Below are 22,789 nucleotides of genomic sequence, written 5' to 3' on the forward strand. Positions count from 1 at the left end.
CTCCTTCAAAAACACAAAAATTTTTATTTATTAACATCGTATTTTAATAGTCGCAATGAATTTCCAACTACTAAGATTGTGATAGAGTTATGCAAAATTGAACTGTATATTGCAGGCAGAAGTCCTGTCGCACCTAATACAAGGGCAAAACTGTTTATTCCAATTGCCATTGCAAAATTCTGCTTTATTATTTTTACAGTGTTTTTTGCTAAACCAATTACACCTGGTATTAGTAATGGGTCGTCTGAAGTTATTGTAACATCAGCAGCTTCCATTGCAATGTCGGTACGTGAACTTCCTAGAGCTATTCCTACATTTGCGTAGGAAAGGGCAGGAGCGTCGTTTATTCCGTCACCTATCATAATAACTTTTGAACCAATTGAACGGAATTTTAAAATATCTTTAGCCTTGTCCTCAGGTAGCAGTTCAGACTCATATCTGTCCATTGACATTCTTGAAGCAATGGTTTCGGCTTGCTGTCTCAGATCTCCCGTTAAGAGTACAATATCATCTATTCCTTGATTTCTTAGCCGATTCATTGCCTTTTTTATATTTTCCCTAGGCGGATCCGAAACACCGATAACACCTATTAAATCATTATTTTTAGCCACATAAATTACAATTTCTCCACGGTTTTGCATTCCCTTTACTATATCACTTGTCACTTCAAGCGAAATATCATTTTCTTCCATGTATTTCAGACTTCCAACACGGATAATATCCTTATTTACAAAAGTTTCTATCCCTCTTGCAACTTTAATAACGGATTCCTTATGTTTTGGAATTTTTAATCCTCTATTTTTAATTTCATTCAAAATTGCACTTGCTAAAGGATGTGATGAAGTTTCTTCAGCCGCGCCAGCTAGTGCAAGCATTCGGTTGTCTTTCATATTTTTTCCAAAAGTCTTCAGCGTTTGAATTTTAGGTTTTCCTTCGGTAATTGTACCTGTTTTGTCAAATATTACTGTGTCAGATTTTGAAAGTTCTTCCAGATAGTTGCTTCCTTTAATCAAAATTCCATTTTTAGCTGCTGTATTAATTGAAGCTGAAAATGCTGTTGCTGTTGACAGCCTTATTCCGCATGAATAGTCAATTACAAGCATACTAAGAGCTTTTTGCAAGTTTCTCGTTGAAACATAGACAATTCCAGCGAGCAGAAAGTTAAGCGGGATTAACTGTGCAGAAAATGTATCGGCGTAAGATTGAATATCAGCCTTGTTAAAAGCGGCATCTTCCACTAATTTTATAATTCTGGAAGCTGTCCTGTCATCTCCAACCTTCTCAGCTTTTACGGTAATATTTCCACTTTTTAAAAGTGTTCCTGCAAAAACTTCTTCTCCAGCCTTTTTCGTAACAGGCATATATTCCCCAGTAATTGCCGACTGGTCAATTATCGCCTCACCTTTTTCAATCGTTCCATCCACACTTATTTTTTCCCCAGTTTTAACAAGTATAAAATCTCCCTTGCTAATTTCTTCAATTGGAACTTTTTTGGCTGTATTTTCATCATCAGACTGCTTCCAGACATAGTTTTCTCCAACACTTAACATGTCTTTAATTACGCCACGTGTCTTTTTCATTGTATAAACAGTCAGAAGCTCTGCAAATTTTTCTAAAATCATAATTGTCAAAGCTGTTCGTTCACTTCCTAAAATAATGCTGCTGACGATAGCTGTAGAACTTAGCGTATCTGCGTTGGGACGCTTATTTTGAATAAGAGAATAAATTCCATTTTTTAAAACAGGCAGGGCTAAAGAAACTGTTGATAAAGTTTTGTAGTTAAATAGCCGCCTGATTCCTGTTAATTTTGTCTTTGGATTTGGCAGTAGCAGTAAAAGTACAGCAGCACCAATATTTTTAATAATTTCCTGTGGAGATTCTTCCTGCAGACGTCTTTCAATCACATATTTATTTGATATTTGTTTTTTTTCGTTTTTGTATATATCTACTAGATATGTATTTAATGTATTTTGAAGTAAAGATATTAAGTTTTCACCAGTTAATGAGAAATTATCAAAATAAACAAGAATAGTTCCTGTAATACTTGAAATTTCAACACTTTGGATATAATGAACCTGCATGAGCTGCTTTGTTATCTCTTCCTTATGAATTCCAAGATATTTTAAAGCTCTTGATTTTATTCTGATTCTTCCACGAATTTCGTGTAAAATCTTACAGTCCAGCAAATAATCTTTATTTAACATAAAAATCCCTTTCTTTTTTCATTTTGACAATAATTAAAGTTCTTTAATTATGTTATAAAAAGTATCCAAATTATCTTCTATTTCCTTTAAGGATTTATTTTCATATAATTCAGAATGATTAATCATAGTTTTCCAAACTTTGTTCAGCCAGTCCAGTATTCGTTTTTCTGAAATTAATTTTACATCATAATAAAGCAGAATTTTATTTGTCACATACGAATACTCAATACTTTTTATGCCTTTTTTTGATAAAATAAGTTCTGTAACTCTATAATCATATTTTTTTAATTCTTCTGGAATTTTTGACAAATTTGGGACAGAAAGTCTTAATCTGCCAGGAATACTGTGTACAACCTTTATCTGGTTAAACATCAGATATGTAGCCTTAAATAAATTTTCTAACATTATTTTCTTTTCCCTTCTGATAAAAAAATAAAAGCCCACCATAATAAAGTAGTACCTGTAGGCAATTTTGGAATTTCTCTTAATTTTTTAATACCATAAAAAGCAAAAATTCCTGCAACTAATGTCTTTAAGTCCAGATAACCTCTACTTTTATTGTAAATAGCCATATCAACAGATTCAAATGCCTGTTTTAACACTTTTTTTACTTTTCCAGGCTTATTTTTCAAGGCTTCTTCTTCCAGATGGAGCAGTTTTAGTACGATTAAATATAAAAACGAACTTTCAATAATTTTTTCATCAAAATAAATTAAGATGCTTCCAATAATGGAATTAACGCTTACTGAGTGTATTCCTGATAATTGACGTATATTATTTAAAAATTCCTGTTCTAATTCTTCATTTTCCTTTAATACATCTGTTTGAAGTCTCAAACGTCCATTCTGGTAATGTTTTACTTGAATAACGCCATAAAAATTTTGTAACATAACCAACTCCTTAAATATTTTCATAAATTATTATACACCTTTTTATTTTAAATTTCAAGAATTTAATTAAATAAAATAAAATAAAACAGACTTTAAAACAATTTTATCAAAAAATAAGTGCATTTCTAACACCCTTATCCTAAAAAATTATTAAATTTAAAATTCATATTCTCCATTCCAAGTAATAAACAATTTAACAAGCTCTTCTGCTACTTTCTTGTTTCTTATATTAATGTCTTCAAAAGTCCAGTCAGTCTTATCTGCTGGGATTAGTTCACGTACATATTTAATTTTAGATTTTTCATAACTTGCTTTTTTCTTGTCAAAAAAGTTTTCTGAAGCTTTAATTGATAATTTTTTCTCGAAAGGAATCTTGTTCCCTATGTAGTTTATATATTCTTTAACTTGTTTATTTTCAATGCTTTCTGAAAAACGGTTGCTCCATTTTTGTGGTAAAATATACTCAACTTCCCATTTTTCAGGCAGTAATTCATCCTGATTGTTATACACAACCATTTTTAAAATCATACGTACTAGATTTTTGTTTGGTGTTTTTACTTTTTCTTGAAGTACAGAAATTGGAATATTTTTAAATGCAATCTTTGGAGAAACATTGTCGATTATATCTACATTTAATTTTAGAATATCAGATTTTACAGCTGAAACGCTTGGTGTTACAAGGTAATTTGCAGTCAATTCTAAAAACAGTTTTCGTAAAAATTTCAAGAAATATGTTTCGAAGTTTTCCTTATCACCGTGAGCCAAATAATACACAACAACAGGATATTTCCAAGATTCATTTGGATAGGCAGACAAAGTATCCAAAATCTTTATAATTTGTATATTTTCTGTCCAAGGTTTTTCATCAATTGATTCACGTCTGTTCATAACTACCCATAAATCCAAAATTTGATCCAAATGTTTCAATAAGTTTGATTTATAAAGCCGTGTAAATCCGCCTTTTGAATAAAAACGTCTAAGTCCAAGTGTAGTTGTTGCCATATCTTTTTCAGAAGCTCTTAGGTAAAACATATAATAATAAAACAATTGTTTTACATTTTCTTTAGCATAAATTGCCCGCTCACTCAAGTTTTTCCATTGTTTAATAAATAATTTTTTGTATTCTTTTTTTATTTTATTATACATTTTTGCCTTAAAAATATCTGCTTCAGAAAGAGGTAATCCTCTATCATTCAAAGTAGAAAATACACTTAAAGCATCGTCTTGTGAATCTGTTTTTATTGGGAAAACAACAGCTCTGTTTAACGTGTAATAAATAAATTCCAGCATTAATGTCGGACTTAATTCACAAAGTTTATTAAATAGTTTTTGAAATAAAATGTAGTTTTTAGAATAATTATCAGTTGCTTTAGGATCAGCAATCCCGCTTTCCAAAATATTTTGTAAAATTTTATTTCCTTCATTGTCAATAACTCTGGAAGTAATCAAAACACTAGTATAATCAACTTCTCCAGTAAGTTTTGCCTGCTTCCACAAAGCTGGCTCAATTTGTCTTATAAAATTTTCCTGTTCTACAGTTTTGTTTTCATAAGAAGTTAATTTTGTGTAAATTGCTCGTAAAAGTAAAAATAAGGAAGTTATTCTTTGCTGTCCGTCGATAATTTCCTGTTCACCATCTTCATTTTCATAAGAAACAATGCTTCCCAAAAAATATGTACCTTCTATTTCATTAGCTCTCTTAGCTTCATTTTCTGTAAATTCTAATAAATCATAAAATAACGTTTTAGTTTCATTTTCAGTCCAAGAATATGGTCTTTGATATTCAGGTATCAAAAATGTCTGATCTTTACCACTTTCTAGTAACTGCTTTATGCTTTGCTTGTTAACTTGTATTGTTGCAACCATAACGCCTCCTATTTCGTTCTTTTTATAAATTATACACTATTTTTAGATTATTTTTCAACTATAATTTTTCCCATAGTAACATATAAAATGAAGTTTAAAGTTTTAGAAAGTGATTTTATCCTTGTTTAGTTTAATTTTGATTTTTAATATATTATTAAAATAAAAATTGACAGAAAAAATAAAAAATGTTAAAATACTACGAATTTTATACATATAGTTAATATTTAAAAATTGAACAAGGAGAGAGCATGCTATTTAAAGAAACAGAAAGATTTTTAAAAAGAATATTAAAGAAAAAATACAAATATACAAAAATGTTGTTAATAACATTTTTAATGACAGGTGGATTGGGAATGGCAGCACCAATAACACCAAATGCGAATGGAGAATACATTGTAAATTCAGGTACAGGAGATGGAGAAATTTTAAATTTTTCTAATTCATACAATTCACATGGAGCATTTAGAATTAGTGAGGGTAAAAAATTTACTTTGAAAGGATACGGAGATATTGATGCGACAACGCAAGCACCTTTATTTACATCTAGAACTGCAATAACAGTCACAAATTCAAATACACAATTTGAGGCAACAGGTACAGGTGTAGGCGGGGATTCTGTTGAAATATCCATTCTTCCGTCAAAAGAAGCAATTTTATATACAGTAACAGATCCAATTACTGGTGTAAGTTCTAGTGCTATAAATCAAAAAGTAACTTTAAAAGATGTGTTTATATGGGCACCAAGAAATTCTACAGAATCTACTGTGAAAGTTGAAGCAAAAAATGGAAAGAGCATAAAAAATGCAGAACTTAATTTAATTGGAAGTAATGGTTTTAAATCACAAATTCATTCAAATAATAGTGGCTGGGTAGTTGAAGTTGAAGCTGATGAAACAAATGGAGTTTATTCAGAATTAACAGTTAATGGAATAGATGATGGCACTGAAGGTGATGGAGGAACGCAAATATTAGGTTTAATGACAAAACATGGAAAATCTGTTTTAAATGTAAATTTAATAGATGGAGCATACTGGGGATTAAGTAAAAATCATTCACTTTCTGAACAAAGAGCAACACTTAATTCGTTAAATATAGGTAATAAGTCCTTTATATCATTTGATGAAGATAATGTTACAGAAAGTGATGGAGTAACTTCAATTTATTATATAAAATTAACATCTGATGGAATTAATAATGATGGAACTCTTAATAACAGTGGACTTATTCAACTAAAAAGTGATTCCAGTAAAGATAAACTTATTATAGAAGGAAATTATCACGGAAATAACGGTACAATTGAAATGAATACTATTTGGAATGCTCCAGGAGATGAAAATGGAACAAATTCAGAATCAGATTTAGTCTACATTACTGGAAATGCTACAGGGACAACAAAGGTAGTACCAGTTTATATTGATGACACTCCAGAAGAAAATCAATTTGATAATTACATTCCAGGAAATGTACAACAATTATCACAACGTATAAACAGTGTACCAGTTGTAAAAGTAGCTGGAAATTCTACACCAACTACATTTACTGGAACAGCGAGAACGGCTGGAGCTGCGGAGGCTCAACTTGCGAGCAGACAAGTTAATGGTATTTGGGAATACTACTGGACTATTGCACCTCTTGGAAGTTCTGGAGCTACTGCTGGAGTGATTGGTGGAGCTGGTACTGGTAGTTCAGGTTCGAGTCGTCCAATCTATATTATGGCACAGCCAGTGTCGGCTTATGTATTAATGCCAAAAATAAATATGGAAATGGGTTATTCTTCTGTTGGAACTTTAAATGAAAGAAGAGGAGAAAACCAAATATTAGATTTAGAAAAGCTGTCAGCTGATAAAGGACAGTTATGGACAAGAATTTACGGTAGTGGTATGAGCGAAAAAGGTAAGGAAAGATTTGAATACGAAAGTAATCTTTATGGAGTGCAGCTAGGGCATGACTTTAAAATAAATAAGGATAAAAATGGGAATAACCATTTATTAGGTGGTTATATTTCATATAATAGGGCAAGTGCAGATTTTTTTGACAGATACCGTGCTGAAAATGGAAGAATTTCTGATGATAGATATACAGGTAAAGGAAAAGCAGAAAGTATTTCATTAGGTATTACAAAAACAAAATATACAGAAAATGGCTCATATTATGATTTAGTGGGACAAATTTCATATTTACAAAATAAATATAAATCAAGAGATGACTTTAATGTAAAACAAAGAGGCTACGGATTGTTATTTTCAGGAGAAGCTGGAAAATCATTTGGAATTGGAAAAGCTGGGACATGGGCAATTGAACCACAAGCACAGTTAATATATCAATATTTGAACACAAAGTCATTTAATGATGGATTGAGAAAAGTCAGTCAGGATAATAGAAATGGATTACGTGGAAGAACAGGAATCAAACTTTCTTATAATGGAAATTCAGATGAGGGGCGAACAAATACATATTATGTTGTAGCAAATATTTGGCATGATTTTACAAAATATGAAAATAAATATACAAACATAGGTTCTGACAAAGTAACCGAAAAACTTGGTACAACTTGGGGAGAAATAGGGTTAGGAGCACAAGCACCATTAGGACAAAAAAGCAATTTATACATCGACACAAGATATGAACAGTCGTTTGGTAATTCAAGACGTTCTGGATTTAGAGGAACAATAGGATTTAAACATACTTTTTAATAAAAAAATTTAGTTGAGATTTAAAATAACTTATGTGATATGATTATTCCATAAAACTAACTAACATTTGGAGATAAAAAAAGAGAGTGGTGCAACACTCTCTTTTCTTTTTACAGAAATTTTTTAATTAAGTATCTCAATACTTCCAGTAAAATTAGTAAAAGAATTTTGATAGTTTCTTTTACTCTCATCTTTATTCACCTTTTAACATTCGGAGTTAATATATTATAACATAAATTTAATTGATTAAAATTATTTTTTAATAAATTAAGATAAACATTAAAAATAAAGACATAAAAAATTAATATTTTATTTATTAATATAATTAAAATAAATAAATCCATCATTCATAACAGTCATCTTTGTAATGCTTCCGTTATCTAGCCTAAATTTCCAATAACCGTCAAGATTATTGAATAAATAATAACTGATTAAGGATTGAATAACACCAGCATGAGCTACAACAAGGATTTTTTTATTTTTATATTCATTCTTTATTTTATTAATTTCTTTTGCACTTCGTTTTTGCAAATCAGAAAGGCTTTCTCCACCTTCTGCCTTAAAATTTCTCCAGTTATTTTTCATTTCATTTACATAATGCGGAAACTGGTTTTCAATTTCTTTGTAAGTTTTTCCTTCAAGTATCCCAAAATTCAGTTCTCTCAGGTTTTCAGAAAAATGCTGTTTTATATTTTTGTCAATTTCCAAAAGTTCGAGACTTTCTCGGCATCGTTTTAAGTCGCTTGAAAATATTATATTAATTTTTTCATTCATTTTTTCAAGTTTCTTTTTCGTATTTTTTAACTGGTTTATTCCTGTTTCATTTAAACTAGGATTCAAATGTCCATAATATAGATGTTTTTTGTTGCAATCTGTTTCCCCATGCCTTATAAATAAAATTTCTGTCATTTCATTTATCCTTTCTTTTTTACTAAATATTGCTTATCCTATTTTATTTATCGTAAAATAATTCCTAAAAATAAAACTAAAATTGAAGTAAGCTCAAGAGAAGCCCCCATTGTGTCACCCGTTATCCCTCCAATTTTTTTCCGTACGTTCAGCATAAACAGAATTATAAATAAAAGTGCAACAAATACAGTAACAGTACCTTTCGAGCCAATTATAAAAAATACTAGGATATTGGTTAAAACAAGTGAAAAAATTACTTCAAAAATTCCATTTTCAGAAATTATGGCATTGCTCATTCCAGATTTTCTGGCATAATCAGCAAGTCCAGTGTTTGTAGAAGTTGAGAATCTTGCAATAATTGGGAAAATTATTAAATATTTAGGATTTATTGCTATAATTTCAGAGATAAGGGCTATTTTTGTAATGAAATATAAAATTAAAACTACAGCTCCATTTGTTCCAATTCTTGAATCTTTCATAATTTCCAGCATTCTTTCTTTCTTAGCATAACTGAAAAGACCGTCAAAAGTATCGCCAAGTCCATCAATGTGAATTATTCCAACAGTCATAATTTCCACAATTATTAAAATTACAGAGATTATTGTCTTGCTATAAAGAATGTTTTTTAAATACGTTGCAATTAAAAAGTTTGTACAATATAGAATTAATCCGATAATTAATCCAACTAGAGGGAAAAATTTGATGGACTTTCCTAGCTTTTTTTCGCTATAATCTACTTTTATCGGAATAGGAATACGAGTCATAAATTGGATTAAAATAATAAATTGTTCAAAAAAATTTTTTATGTATTTCATAAGTTTTCTCCATTTTTGTTTTTTAGATTTTTTATATTTTATCATTTTTGTTGAAAAAAATCACGTTATTTTGATACTTTATAATGAAAAAAATATTATTCTGTAAATACCTTGTTTTTATATTTATTATGTGGTATTCTATTGTCAGAAAATAAAAAGTGAAAGGAGTATTAAAATGTGGTTTCCATTGTTTATAAATTTGGAAAATAAGAAAGTTCTAGTAATTGGAGGAGGGAAAGTTGCCGCTAAGAAAATTGAGAAAATTTTAGAATATGGAGCGGATATTACAGTCGTGACTGAAAATGTTGTGGAAGAGAAATTGTTGAAGCTGGAAAATGTTAAGATTGAAAATAATCAAAAAATTGAAAATGATAAAGCTAAGATTGAAAAGCTTGTAAAAGGATATTTTTTGGTAATCGCAGCTACAGACAACGAGGGATTAAATGAAAATATAGCAAATGTTTGTGATTCCAATGGAATGCTTATTAACAATGTATCTTCAAAAGTCAATATGAATGCAATGTTTGGAGGAATTGTGAAAAATAGTGAGTTTCAAATTGCAATTTCTACAAGCGGGAAAAACTGCAAGCGTTCACGTGCCATGAAAAGTGAGATTCAAAAAGTTCTTGATAAAATAGAAAAATAAATATTTTAAATTTTAGAAATAATAAAATGAAAAAAGGTGAAGCAAAAATGTTTAAAAGACATAGAAAGTTACGGAAAAATGAAATAATAAGAAATCTTGTAAAAGATGTGTATGTTGCAAAGGAGGATTTAATTTACCCGATTTTTATTGAAGAAGGAGAAAATATCAAAAGTGAAATTCCTTCAATGCCAGGAATCTTTAGATATTCAATTGACAGACTTTCGGAAGAACTGGATGAATTAGTAAAATTGGGGATAAATTCGATTTTGCTATTTGGAATTCCGAAAAATAAGGATGCTTGTGCTACAGAAGCATATAATGAGAATGGAGTTGTTCAGAATGCAGTCAGATTTATAAAGGAAAATTATCATAATTTTCTTGTAATCTGTGATATTTGCTGCTGTGAGTACACAAGCCATGGACATTGTGGAATACTTGACGAAAATGGCTACGTAAAAAATGATGAAACTTTGGAAGTTCTTGCAAAAACAGCACTTTCGTATGCAAAAGCAGGAGCAGATATTATGGCACCTTCAGACATGATGGATGGACGTGTGGAAAAAATTTCTGAAGTTTTGGCTAAAAATAATTTTAAAAATATTCCGATAATGGCATATTCAGTAAAATATTCATCAGCATTTTATGGACCTTTTAGAGATGCTGCAGATTCAGCACCTCAGTTTGGAGATAGAAAGTCTTATCAAATGAACTTTCAGTATTCAAAGGATTCAATAGATGAAGTCAGTGAAGACTTGCGACAGGGAGCAGATATTATAATCGTAAAGCCAGCAATGGCATATCTTGATATAATAAAAAAAGTAAGTGACTCTTTTGAAGTGCCGATTGTGGCTTATAGTGTTTCTGGAGAGTATTCGATGGTAAAGGCGGCGACTCAAAATGGATGGATTGACGAAATGAAAATAGTAATGGAGCAGATGTATGCGATGAAAAGAGCTGGAGCAAATGCCATTATTACATATTACGCAAAGGAAATTGCAAAATATTTGGAAAAATAAAAAATAAAAAAGAGAGAGTATAAAGTATGAAAATAGTTATAGCAGGAGCTGGTGTCGTTGGGGAATCACTTTGCAGCGAACTGTCAGAGGTGGGAAACGACGTAATCTTAATTGAAAAAGAGGAAAAAGTATTAAATAAACTTATGGAAAATTATGATATAACAGGAATGGTTGGAAATGGAGCTTCATACGAAACGCTGCTAGAAGCTGGTGCAGACAGTGCCGATATTTTTATTGCGGCGACAGAGTCCGATGAGTTAAATATAATTTCCTCAATTATTGCAAAAAAAATAGGAGCAAAATTTACGATAGCAAGGGTAAGAAATCCTGAGTACAGTTCAAATATGCAGTTTGTAAGAGAAAATTTGGGAATTTCACTTATGTTAAACCCTGAATTTGAATCAGCAAAAAATATTGCCAATAAACTGATGTTTCCAGTAGCATTAAGTGTGGAGAATTTTTTTGGACAGAAAGCAAATTTTATTTCAATAAGAGTCGAAAAACATAGCTTTTTGAACGGAACGCAGTTAAAATATCTGGAATTTGATTCACAAGACAAGATAATAATCTGTACTGTTAAGAGAGGTAACGAAATATTTATACCAAGTGGAGATTTTACAATTCTTGAAGGCGATATTATTTATATTGCTGGATCTACTGATGCAGTACGTAAATTTTATGATAAAATTGAACAAAGCAATTTAAAAATAAAGTCAACAATAGTTATTGGAGGCGGAACAATTTCTCACTATTTGGTTAGAAAGCTGCTGGAAAATAAAAATAAAGTTAAGGTTATTGAAAACGACAGAGAACGTGCTGAAAAATTGAGTGAAGCATATTCAAAAGCTATTGTAATACGGGGAGATGAAGCAGATCAGGAATTTTTGATTCAGGAAGGTATAAAAAATTATGATGCTGTTGTAATTATTACTGATAGCGATGAGGAAAATGCAGTTATTTCAATGTTTGCAAATTCTATAACAGATGCCAAGCTGATTACAAAGATGAACAGGACTTTATTGCTTCCAATATTGGAAAACAGCACAGGGACTTCAACAGTTGTACCTAAAAAAGTTATCTCTGATATGATAATAAGTGTCGTAAGATCAAGAACAGATATGCGAAGCTCCACAATGAGTTTACTATATAGACTTGAAAATAAAGTGGAACTTATTACTTTTGAAATTAATGAAACCAGTGCTGCTATTGACATTCCTTTAAAAGAATTGAAAATAAAAAAAGGAACATTGGTTGCAAGCATATTGAGAAATGGGAAAATGATTTTTCCAGGTGGAAATGATATGATAAAAAGTAACGATAGTGTGATGATAGTTTCGACAATTCCTTCAATAGAAGATTTTGATGACATACTTGAGCGAGTTTAAGGAGTAAAAATGAATAAAAAAATGATAGGTTACATAATCGGAAAAATACTTATACTTGAAGCCGGATTAATGGTTTTACCTCTAATTATAAGTTTTTTGTACAATGAAAGTGCAAAATATAAAATTGCTTACGGCTCTGTAATACTTCTTCTTCTGGCAACTGGCTTTCTGCTTTCAGCAAAACTTCCTAAAGATCAGCGGATTCAGGGAAGAGAAGGCTATATAATTGTTTCACTTTCGTGGATTTTAATGTCTATGTTTGGAGCATTGCCGTTTGTATTAACAAAGGAAATACCGTCGTTTATAGATGCCTTTTTTGAAATTGTAAGTGGTTTTACGACGACTGGTTCAAGTATAATAACTGATCTTAGTAAAATTAGCCATTCCAATTTATTCTGGCGAAGTTTTACTCACTTTGTCGGAGGAATGGGAGTACTAGTTCTGGCACTTGCAATTTTTCCCAGTTCTGCGACTTCAGTTCACGTAATGAAGGCAGAAGTTCCAGGTCCGACATTTGGAAAGCTGGTGTCCAAATTATCAACAACAGCCAGAATGCTTTATAAAATTTATATTGTAATGACAATTGCTGTAATAATTTTATTAATGTTTGGAGGGCTGGACTTGTTTGAATCTTCGCTTCTTGCATTTGGTACGGCTGGAACAGGTGGTTTTGGGGTAAGAAATGGGAGTATCTTACCATATAACAACCCTTATGTTGAAATTGTTTTAGGAATTGGAATGCTAGTTTTTGGAGTAAACTTTAATATTTATTATTTTATTTTAATTGGAAAAGTAAAAGATGTCTTTAAAAATGAAGAATTAAAATATTATTTGTTAATAGTTTTTGGAGCAATCGCACTAATAGTTTTTAATATATATCAAACATACGGCTCAATCTGGAAGTGTATAAGAGATGTATTCTTCTCTGTTTCCTCGGTTATTACAACGACAGGATATTCCACAGCCGACTTCGGAAAATGGCCGTTATTTTCACAAGTTATCTTGCTGATCCTAATGTTTTTTGGTGCATGTGCAGGCTCTACGGCTGGGGGACTGAAAATATCAAGAGTAGTGTTAATGGTAAAAATCTACTTTGCAGAAATAGTTCAAATGATAAGTCCAAATCGTGTAGTTTCAGTAAAATATGATGATAAGGCAGTAAATGTGAAAATGCAAAAAAGCATCGCAGTATATTTTCTAGTATATGCTCTTGTTTTTGGAGGAATTTTACTAATAATTTCCTATTCAGCGGATGATTTTATGACAGCATTCAGTGCCGTTGCAGCCACATTCAACAATATCGGTCCTGGATTAGGAAAAGTGGGTCCAGCATTCAGCTTTGCCGAACTAAACAATTTTTCAAAAGTAATCCTAAGTTTTGGAATGTTGGCAGGAAGACTGGAAATTTTCCCAATGTTAATATTATTTTCTCCAACAGCATGGAAATTAAAATAAGGTATGATATAATGAAAATCATAATCAAAAAACAAAACAACGTTATTAATGTGTGTGGAAGTAGGATTTTTGGGATTCTGCTTCCTTTTTTGTTTTTTATTTTTTGCTTAACAAATATAAAAAAGAAAGTATAATTAAACATACCAAGTCCCCTATAAATCATTATTTGATTCTTGTAGGACTTTTAATTTATTTTGATAAACCTTGATTACTATGAAAACTAACTCACTAACACTTACTTTAGAAAAAATTTATAAAATATATTTGTTATAAAGGTTTTGACGAAAGAAATACATAAATGTATTTAATCGTTTTTATTCACCAAAAATTACCTTACTTTGTTATACAAATATAAATTATAATGAGAAAGTGAAAAAAAACACTTGAGTTTTTTGATAAAATAGAGTATTATATAATTTATAAGGAATGTAACAAAATATATGCTTTATTTATAGGAGGAAAAATGGCAGTAGTTAAAGATTTGGAAAGTTTGAAGGCACTTATTCAAAGAGTTAGAAAAGCTCAGGAAGAATTTGCGACATTTGATCAGGAAAGAGTCGACAAGATTTTTAGAAAAGTGGCTCAAAAAATGAATGATGAAAGAATTACGCTGGCAAATTTGGCAGTGGCAGAAACTGGAATGGGAATTGTGGAAGATAAAGTTATAAAAAATCACTTTGCTTCTGAATATATTTACAATAAATACAAAGACGAAAAAACTTGTGGAGTGTTGGAAGACGACAGATCTTATGGAGTTAAAAAAATTGCAACTCCAATAGGAATTATCGCAGGTATTGTACCAACAACAAACCCGACTTCAACAGCGATGTTCAAAACATTAATATCATTAAAAACAAGAAATGCAATCATATTTTCACCACACCCAAGAGCAAAACAGGCAACAATTGAAACAGCTAAAATTGCATTGGAAACAGCAGTAAAATATGGAGCACCAAAGGATATAATTGGATGGATTGATGAACCAAGTGTGGAATTATCAAGAGAACTTATGGCAAGTGCTGACTTGATACTTGCGACAGGTGGACCAGGAATGGTTAAATCTGCATATTCATCAGGAACTCCTGCGATTGGAGTTGGAGCTGGAAATACACCAGTTGTAATTGATAAATCAGCAGATATAAAAATGACTGCAAATTATATTTTGATGTCTAAAACATTTGATAATGGGGTAATTTGTGCCACAGAGCAGTCTGTAATTATAGATAAAGAAATTTATGATAAAGTTAGAAGCGAGTTTTTAAACAGAGGAGCTTATATTCTTAATGAAGAAGAATTAAACAAAGTAAGAGAAATATTATTTATAAATGGAAACTTGAATGCTGATGTAGTTGGAAAAAGTGCATACGTTATCGCAGGTATGGCAGGATTTGAAATTCCAAAAAGTTCAAAAGTCTTAATTGGAGAAGTAGAATCTACTGCAACAGAAGAACCTTTTGCACACGAAAAATTATCTCCAGTGCTTGCAATGTATAAAGCAGAAGATTTTGAAGATGGACTTAAAAAAGCTGATGAATTAGTAAGACTTGGAGGATTAGGACATACATCTTCATTATATATTAATTTATCTGAAAAAGAAAAAATAGATAAATTTGGAAGATTGATGAAAACAGGGCGTACACTAATCAATATGCCAGCATCACTTGGAGCAATCGGAGATGTATTTAACTTTAAATTAGAGCCATCATTAACACTTGGATGTGGTTCATGGGGAGGAAATTCTGTGTCAGAAAACGTAGGAGTAAAACATTTATTAAATGTAAAAACAATTGCAGAAAGAAGAGAAAATATGTTATGGTTCAAAGTTCCTGAAAAAATTTATTTCAAATACGGATCACTTCCGACAGCTTTAGAAGAATTGAAAGGAAGTCACAAAAAAGCATTTATCGTAACGGATAAAGTATTGGCTGAATTAGGATATACAGAACATATTACAAAAGTGCTTGACAGCATACATATCGATTATAGAATATTCTCAGAAGTAAAAGAGGATCCAACATTAAGTTCAGCTCAGGCTGGAGCAAAAGCAATGCTTGAATACAATCCTGATGTTGTTATTGCTCTTGGTGGAGGATCTGCAATGGATGCCGCTAAAATTATGTGGGTATTGTACGAACATCCAGAACTTCGATTTAGAGATTTGGCAATGAGATTTATGGATATTAGAAAGAGAATTGTTGAATTTCCTGAAATGGGTAAAAAAGCTAAATTTGTTGCAGTAGCAACATCGGCTGGAACTGGTTCGGAAGTAACTCCATTTTCTGTAATTACAGACGATGAAACTGGAATTAAATATCCTCTTGCAGATTATGCATTGACACCACACGTGGCAATTAATGACCCTGAACTTATGCTTACAATGCCAAAAGGGCTTACAGTAGCTTCTGGAATTGACGTATTTACACATGCTCTTGAATCTTATGTTTCAGTTATGGCGACAGAATACACAAAACCTTATTCAAAAGAAGCAGCTAGGCTTGTATTCAAATACTTGCCAGAATCAGTAGAATTAGGTGCAAAAGCAATTAAAGCAAAAGAAAAAATGGCAAATGCTTCATGTCTTGCAGGAATGGCTTTCGCAAATGCATTCTTAGGAATAAACCACTCGCTTGCACACAAGCTTGGAGGAAAATTCCACGTTCCACACGGTATCGCAAATGCTATGCTTCTTGAAGAAGTTATCCGTTTCAATGCAGTTGAGGCTCCAACAAAGATGGGATTATTCCCTCAATACAGATATCCTGACGCAATGCAAAGATACGCTGAAATGAACGATTATCTAGGATTTGGCGGAAATACTAAAGAAGAAAAAGTAGAAAATTTAATTAAAGGAATTAATGAATTAAATAGAAAAATAGGAATTCCAGCAAGTATTAAAGAATGGGGAGTGCCTGAAAAAGACTTCTTGGAAGCTGTAGATGAAATGTCACTAGATGCTTTCGATGACCAATGTACTCCAGCTAACCCAAGATATCCGCTAATGGAAGAATTAAGAGAAATTTACTTGAAGGCTTACTACGGAAAAGAATGGGAAAATGAAAAAGAAAGAGTAGCAAAAATTTTAGGATTCTAATTAAAACAATAATAACTTAAAAATAAAGGACTGTCTTATAAATTTGAGATAGTCTTTTTTTATAAAATTTATTTAATTCATGTAACAAACATTACACTTTTTCTTTGTTATTTTATGTTATAATTTTTCATACTGGACAATTTTACAAAACTTATTAAAAAGAGTCAGAAAATATTTTAATTTTCACATAAGACTCTTTTTAATATTTTAAATTTTATTTAATTTAAGGAGAAAATTAATATGTTTAGTTTAGATGATACACTTTATGAAATTATAAATAAATATCCTGAAGCTTTGGATTTTTTTATTGCAAATGGATTTGAGCAGTTAAAAAATAAGCAGATGCTTGAGGTTATGGGGAAAAATATTACTTTGAAAATGGCTCTTATGTCAAAAAAACTTAATCAGGAACTGTTTGTTGAAAAACTGGAAACATTTTTGCAAAAAGATGCAGATGTTGATGTTTCACTGGATGAAAGCAAAGCTGATGAAAATAGTGACTTGATAATTGAAGGAGTTCTGCCTTGCCCTATCAGAATACCACTTTTAGAAGGTATAAAAGACTGGGTAAACGAGCAAAACGAGAAAAATGATTATACTATTTCGTATACCTTAAAATCAGCAAATTTAGGGCTTGACTGGGTTGTAGAAAAAGTTAAGACAGGTAATCCTGACAAAGTTTCGGATATATTGCTTTCGGCTGGATTTGAGCTGTTTTTTGATAAAAATTTGATGGGGCAATATATGGAAAATGGTATTTTTGAAACATACCATGAAAATATGAATAAAGATTTCTGCAACGAAACTATTGACTTGCGGGATCCTAAAAAGCGTTACGCAATAATGGGAGTCGTGCCAGCAATATTTTTAGTAAACAAGACTTCTTTAGGAGATAGAAAAGCACCAGAAACTTGGGCAGACTTGTTAAATGAAGAATTTGAAGACTCAGTTGCATTACCAATGGCTGATTTGGACTTATTTAACGCTCTTCTTGCAAATCTTTACAAGGATTTCGGAATGGATGGAATACACAAATTGGCACGTTCATACAAAAAGAGCTTGCACCCTGCTCAAATGGTAAAAGCTAGAACTCGAACACCAGAAGCCCCTGCTGTCAGCATTATTCCATACTTCTTTTCACAAATGATTGATGGATCAGGAGATTTGGAGGCTGTATGGCCAAAAGATGGAGCTTTGCTAAGCCCGATATTTATGATTACAAAAAAATCTAAGGCAGATAAAATCAAGCCATTTATGGACTTATTTATGTCAAATGAAATTGGAACAATTTTTTCTGCAAACGGAAAATTTCCATCAACAAATCCAAATGTGGATAACCATTTAGAAGAGCATCAGAATTTCAAATGGATTGGCTGGGATTTTATTTATAGCCATGATATTGGGAAAATTATTCGTGAATGTGAAGAAGAATTTAATAATGATGTACAAAAAAGTTTTACAGAATAATTTTAAACAAAAAAAGGAGAGATAACTATGAATTTGATAATATTTTCAGGTCCACCATCATCAGGAAAAACAAGCGTTATTCTAAAAACAGTAGAAGCCTTAAAATCACAAGGAATGTCAGTTGGAGTAGTGAAATTCGACTGTCTTTACACAGATGATGACAAATTATATGCAAAAGCAGGAATCCCAGTAAAAAAAGGAATTTCAGGAGCATTATGTCCAGACCATTTCTTCGTATCAAATATCGAGGAAGTCGTGCAATGGGGAAACAGCCTTGGGCTTTCAATATTAATTACAGAATCGGCAGGACTTTGCAACAGATGTTCGCCATATATCAAGGACATCAAGGGAGTCTGTGTAATTGACAATTTATCAGGAATTAATACGCCTAAAAAGATTGGACCATTACTAAAAGCCGCTGATATTGTGATTATTACAAAAGGGGACATTGTTTCACAAGCTGAACGTGAAGTTTTTGCCTCGCGTGTGAATTCTGTAAATCCAAAGGCTGTGACAATGCATGTTAACGGGCTTACTGGACAGGGAGCGTACGAATTAAGTACACTTCTTTATGAGAAAGAGCTGGAAATAGACAGCGTTCAAGGAATGGAACTTAGATTTCCAATGCCATCGGCACTTTGCTCTTACTGCTTAGGAGAGAAGAGAATCGGTGAAAAATACCAGATGGGTAATGTCCGAAAAATGAATTTACAGCAATAAAAAAATAGATAAAATAATAAAAAAGGAAAAAATATGAAAAACAATGATTTAATAAATAAATTGACTATTAGTGAACTTAGCAATAAATATCCCTTTGCAGAAAACTTTTTTACTGAAAACCACTTGCCTGTGGAAACTTTTCAAGATAAGACATTTCACGAGTTCATCGTAACTTTTGCAGAAGATAAAATCGAGGACTTTGCACTGGATGTGGAAAAAATTGAGGAAAGTCTTGTTGACTACATTGAGCAGATGAAACTTTTTTTGGGAATGGAAGAGGAAAATTCGATTGATATGCTTACAATTGTCGCTGGGCAAGATAAATCTGGGAATAAAGAGGGATTTGAGCGGTTGGATATTCATAAATCAGAAATTATTTCTATTGTTGGGCCTACAGGCTCTGGAAAATCAAGACTTCTTGCCGACATCGAATGGACTGCCCAGAAAGACACTCCAACACAGCGTCAAATCCTTATAAACGGTGAACTTCCAGACAAAAAATGGCGTTATTCCTCAAACAACAAATTAGTCGCACAATTATCACAAAACATGAATTTCGTTATGGATTTATCAGTAAAGGAATTTCTAGAATTGCACGCTCAAAGCCGAATGATTGAAAACATTGATGAAACTGTGGAAAAAATCATTACCGCTGCAAACAATCTGGCTGGAGAACAATTTGACTTAACTACTGCAATCACAGCACTAAGTGGTGGACAATCTCGTGCTTTAATGATTGCCGACACAGCCATTTTAAGCTCATCTCCAATTGTCCTAATTGACGAAATTGAAAATGCAGGAATTGACAGGAAAAAAGCCTTGGAATTGCTTGTTTCATCAGACAAAATCGTATTAATGGCAACACACGACCCAACATTGGCACTAATAGCAGACAAACGAATTATAATAAAAAATGGAGGAATCAGTAAAATTATTACGACAAGCACTGAAGAAAAGAAAATTTTGAAAAAACTGGATGAAATGGATGATATTATTCAAAAAATGAGAAGTGATTTAAGAAAAGGGGAAATTTTAAAAAGTGATTTTTAATCAAGAAATTTGTTTTTGAAAATTAATAATAAGAATAAATTAGGGAGAAATATTCAGAATTTGTTTATTTTCTCCCTTTTTAGATAGAGAGTAGAGTGAACTGGAACAACTGGAGAATTTGAAAAATTGAAACTATTTTTGCTGTTTTTTAAAAAAATTAATTTAAGAAATTAAATAAATATTTTTTGAAATTTATTGGGGTAAAAAGTTGTTTTAAAAATTCAAATTATATGTAATTATATTTTAAATTAATCCCATTAATGGCTTAAATATATTATTCATTTCTACAAATTCTTCATAAGTAATATCTGCCTTGTCATTAAAAATAATGTATATACCCTTTTCAAGTAACAGGACTCCCTTCGCTATATCCTTAAGTTTTATCAAAAGCTCTTCCTTAGGTATTTTTATTAGCTTACTGTAACTCTCTTCATTGAAGTACATCACTGGAGATAGTGTAAATAATACATCTTGAAGTTCTCCTATCTTTAACCCTTTTTCCTTTAATTTTAAAATTTCTGATTTATAGCTTTCTTTATAAGCAATCGAGTAACTTGGAGAAACAAAAACATCAGCAATATAAGGATCAAAAATATTTATTACTTTTGGAAGATTATCATATATTATTTTTTTATAGTCTATCAGCTTATATGTTATCTTAAATTCATAACGTAACTCATCCCAGATTACATACTTAAGTCCCCTCCACCTATATACACCTTCTATTGAAACACCTTTAGTTTTAATATTTTTAGCATCATAAAAACATACCAGTTCTGTCCCAAAGTCAGGTATTTCTGGAATTTCACTATCTTTCAATCCTAAAGGTGCTTCCAGTTTTGACAGTCCTTCCATAACTTTCTCATGTCTTTCTTCCATTGATTCATTTACATCTACTTTTCTGTATAAATGAATTGTTCTTTCTTTATTTTGCATAAATTTAAATATCCTTTCAATTTCATTTTTCTGGTCTAACTCTGATTTCATCTATTATATTTTGATATCCTGGATTTCTATCCAGCCAGTCAGTAAATTTGGTCTTTGCCTCTTCCTTTGGAAATTCATATATTACTTTAATTTCTGGATTTTCATTTTTAGCTTCATTTAGTCTATCAAATGTTTTTATCAAATTTTTTCTTTATCTCTTCCTCAGAAACATTGAATTGAATAATCAGTATTGTATTTTTTTATATAAAAATACCCTAAACATCTTTTCTTCTTTAAATTTTTTTATTCTTTCAACATTATTTATCATTTCCATAACCAATATTATTTTTATACCCTGATATTATTCTTTGATTGAAGATTGTTGAACAGATTTATTAATTCTAAAAATTAAATACATAACCACAAAAATAACAATCGTAACATTTATCACAAATAAATTAACAACGCTAATTTTTCTTAATAATAAACTAGAAACAAATAACGTTCCGAATGAAAAAATCCTTGAAAAAAATGATTTCATTGAAGTTATTGCACTTATTTTTTCTTTTGATAGGATTTTATTAAAGTGAAATTCAAAATAATAGTTAATTATAAAAAAAATTGTACATAATATTAGGTATATTCCTATAAATATCAGATTATTTTTTAATATTAGTACAGTTATTGCCATTAAAAATATTAAAATTAACAATAAATACAATTTCTTCGTATTTATAAGCAGAATATTTGTATTGTATGCAATAATCACAATTATTTGAAATAGCACATACATTACAAAAAAATTCTTTTCTCCAATTCCTTTATCTAAAAAAAGTTTTTGCCATAACTGAAAATGGCTTTGAATAAAAATTTGTATAATTCCAAAAAATATAAAATAATATTTCATTACTCTTTTTTCTTTCAATTCAGAAATGCACTCGGCTATATGCATTTTAAAAATTTGAAAGTTTATATTTTCATTTGCTTTTTTATTCTCATCGGAAAAAAATAAAGTTGTTAGCAATATATTGAGAAGTATCAAAGTAATAGAAATAAAATAAATATTTACACCTATCTTAAAATAAAGTAAAAATCCTATTCCTGAACCTAAAATAGAAGAAAAAGTCGAAATTTGCTTTTGATATTTTAAAAATTTTTGCAATCCAGCTTCATCATTTTTTAAATCATTTATTAAAGTCACATCAATTGTCCCTGTTTCCAGTGCATTTGCCAACCCGTATATTATATACGCCACTGACAACCAAAACAGGCTTTTGGAAAAAATAATTAGAAAAAACGTTATAACCAAGGTAACTAATGATAAAATATAAACTTTTTTCCTTGAATATAAATCCGACATTACTCCACTTGGAATCTCAAAAATAATCATTGAAAGATTAAAAAAAGACTGCATTAGGACAATCTGAGACATTAACAAGCCTTTTTTCAGAAAAAGTACAGTCAGAATGGAATGTGGCATTGTGGAAGCTAAAAATAGTAAAAAGGTGCTTATATAGTAAACTTTGGTATTTTTATCTATAAGATTCATTATTTTTACCGCCTTTCCAATCCATTTTATCTTTTAATAATTTTTCCGATTTCCTGTATTTCTGATTTTTACTGTTAGGTTTGTCGGGAATTGTCCTTTCAATCAA

19 protein-coding genes are annotated in these 22,789 nt (G+C 30.8%); 9 read left to right on the forward strand and 10 right to left on the reverse strand.

Features of this window, described 5'->3' with window-relative positions; translation table 11 throughout:
• Positions 1 to 23: 23 nt before the first annotated feature.
• The 4 genes from QU666_RS02030 to QU666_RS02045 form a co-directional block, all read right to left on the reverse strand.
• A complete protein-coding gene (locus QU666_RS02030; RefSeq protein WP_021768630.1) occupies positions 24 to 2,204 on the reverse strand; it encodes a heavy metal translocating P-type ATPase in 2,181 nt (726 codons plus the stop codon).
• A gap of 33 nt (positions 2,205 to 2,237) precedes the next feature.
• Complete coding sequence (locus QU666_RS02035) at positions 2,238 to 2,609, reverse strand: HMA2 domain-containing protein (RefSeq protein WP_021768629.1); 372 nt, start codon at positions 2,607 to 2,609, stop codon at positions 2,238 to 2,240.
• On the reverse strand, positions 2,609 to 3,094 hold the full coding sequence (locus tag QU666_RS02040) for an HMA2 domain-containing protein (RefSeq protein WP_036070131.1): 486 nt from the start codon (positions 3,092 to 3,094) through the stop codon (positions 2,609 to 2,611). Before QU666_RS02040 ends, QU666_RS02035 begins: the two co-directional genes overlap by 1 nt.
• A 156-nt stretch (positions 3,095 to 3,250) precedes the next feature.
• On the reverse strand, positions 3,251 to 4,960 hold the full coding sequence (locus tag QU666_RS02045) for a DUF262 domain-containing protein (protein ID WP_021768627.1): 1,710 nt from the start codon (positions 4,958 to 4,960) through the stop codon (positions 3,251 to 3,253).
• A 248-nt stretch (positions 4,961 to 5,208) separates the two neighbouring features.
• Here QU666_RS02045 and QU666_RS02050 point away from each other — a divergent pair, with 248 nt between their 5' ends.
• Positions 5,209 to 7,653 (forward strand): autotransporter outer membrane beta-barrel domain-containing protein, encoded by a 2,445-nt coding sequence (locus QU666_RS02050; protein WP_021768626.1) that lies wholly within the window; start codon positions 5,209 to 5,211, stop codon positions 7,651 to 7,653.
• 309 nt (positions 7,654 to 7,962) lie between these two features.
• On the opposite strand, the gene QU666_RS02055 is transcribed toward QU666_RS02050, so the two are convergent.
• Complete coding sequence (locus QU666_RS02055) at positions 7,963 to 8,562, reverse strand: histidine phosphatase family protein (protein ID WP_021768624.1); 600 nt, start codon at positions 8,560 to 8,562, stop codon at positions 7,963 to 7,965.
• A 47-nt stretch (positions 8,563 to 8,609) separates the two neighbouring features.
• Positions 8,610 to 9,377, reverse strand: a complete 768-nt coding sequence (gene cobS / locus QU666_RS02060) for an adenosylcobinamide-GDP ribazoletransferase (RefSeq protein WP_036070128.1) — start codon at positions 9,375 to 9,377, stop codon at positions 8,610 to 8,612.
• A gap of 175 nt (positions 9,378 to 9,552) precedes the next feature.
• Here cobS and QU666_RS02065 point away from each other — a divergent pair, with 175 nt between their 5' ends.
• The 8 genes from QU666_RS02065 (at position 9,553) to QU666_RS02100 (ending at position 20,207) form a co-directional block, all read left to right on the forward strand.
• Positions 9,553 to 10,023 carry a bifunctional precorrin-2 dehydrogenase/sirohydrochlorin ferrochelatase gene (locus QU666_RS02065; protein ID WP_036070125.1) on the forward strand — a complete coding sequence of 157 codons (471 nt, stop codon included), beginning with the start codon at positions 9,553 to 9,555 and terminating at the stop codon, positions 10,021 to 10,023.
• Between the two features lie 47 nt (positions 10,024 to 10,070).
• Positions 10,071 to 11,039 carry a porphobilinogen synthase gene (hemB, locus tag QU666_RS02070; protein WP_036070141.1) on the forward strand — a complete coding sequence of 323 codons (969 nt, stop codon included), beginning with the start codon at positions 10,071 to 10,073 and terminating at the stop codon, positions 11,037 to 11,039.
• A gap of 26 nt (positions 11,040 to 11,065) precedes the next feature.
• Positions 11,066 to 12,424 (forward strand): Trk system potassium transporter TrkA, encoded by a 1,359-nt coding sequence (gene trkA, locus QU666_RS02075; RefSeq protein ID WP_021768620.1) that lies wholly within the window; start codon positions 11,066 to 11,068, stop codon positions 12,422 to 12,424.
• Positions 12,425 to 12,433: 9 nt separating this feature from the next.
• Positions 12,434 to 13,879 (forward strand): TrkH family potassium uptake protein, encoded by a 1,446-nt coding sequence (locus tag QU666_RS02080; RefSeq protein WP_021768619.1) that lies wholly within the window; start codon positions 12,434 to 12,436, stop codon positions 13,877 to 13,879.
• A gap of 463 nt (positions 13,880 to 14,342) precedes the next feature.
• Positions 14,343 to 16,970: a bifunctional acetaldehyde-CoA/alcohol dehydrogenase gene (gene adhE / locus QU666_RS02085; RefSeq protein WP_021768617.1), complete on the forward strand. Its 2,628-nt coding sequence runs from the start codon at positions 14,343 to 14,345 to the stop codon at positions 16,968 to 16,970.
• A gap of 240 nt (positions 16,971 to 17,210) precedes the next feature.
• Positions 17,211 to 18,437 carry an ABC transporter substrate-binding protein gene (locus QU666_RS02090; RefSeq protein ID WP_021768616.1) on the forward strand — a complete coding sequence of 409 codons (1,227 nt, stop codon included), beginning with the start codon at positions 17,211 to 17,213 and terminating at the stop codon, positions 18,435 to 18,437.
• Positions 18,438 to 18,464: 27 nt separating this feature from the next.
• Positions 18,465 to 19,157 (forward strand): GTP-binding protein, encoded by a 693-nt coding sequence (locus QU666_RS02095; RefSeq protein WP_006805894.1) that lies wholly within the window; start codon positions 18,465 to 18,467, stop codon positions 19,155 to 19,157.
• Positions 19,158 to 19,190: 33 nt separating this feature from the next.
• Positions 19,191 to 20,207, forward strand: coding sequence for an ATP-binding cassette domain-containing protein (locus QU666_RS02100; protein ID WP_021768615.1), 1,017 nt, complete (start codon positions 19,191 to 19,193; stop codon positions 20,205 to 20,207).
• Positions 20,208 to 20,450: 243 nt separating this feature from the next.
• Here the strand turns inward: QU666_RS02100 and QU666_RS02105 are convergent, their stop codons facing one another.
• From QU666_RS02105 to QU666_RS02120, 4 genes are all read right to left on the reverse strand, one after another.
• Positions 20,451 to 21,143 carry a hypothetical protein gene (locus QU666_RS02105; RefSeq protein ID WP_036071224.1) on the reverse strand — a complete coding sequence of 231 codons (693 nt, stop codon included), beginning with the start codon at positions 21,141 to 21,143 and terminating at the stop codon, positions 20,451 to 20,453.
• Positions 21,144 to 21,165: 22 nt separating this feature from the next.
• Complete coding sequence (locus QU666_RS02110; RefSeq protein ID WP_021769537.1) at positions 21,166 to 21,336, reverse strand: hypothetical protein; 171 nt, start codon at positions 21,334 to 21,336, stop codon at positions 21,166 to 21,168.
• A gap of 159 nt (positions 21,337 to 21,495) precedes the next feature.
• The gene (locus QU666_RS02115) at positions 21,496 to 22,683 is read right to left on the reverse strand and encodes an MFS transporter (RefSeq protein ID WP_021769538.1); all 1,188 of its coding nucleotides are present in this window, start codon (positions 22,681 to 22,683) and stop codon (positions 21,496 to 21,498) included.
• Positions 22,667 to 22,789, reverse strand: a complete 123-nt coding sequence (locus QU666_RS02120) for a Fic family protein (RefSeq protein ID WP_021769539.1) — start codon at positions 22,787 to 22,789, stop codon at positions 22,667 to 22,669. The genes QU666_RS02115 and QU666_RS02120 overlap by 17 nt, the downstream gene beginning before the upstream one ends.

Source organism: Leptotrichia sp. HMT-225, from assembly GCF_030644325.1.
Taxonomy (GTDB): Bacteria; Fusobacteriota; Fusobacteriia; order Fusobacteriales; family Leptotrichiaceae; genus Leptotrichia; species Leptotrichia massiliensis.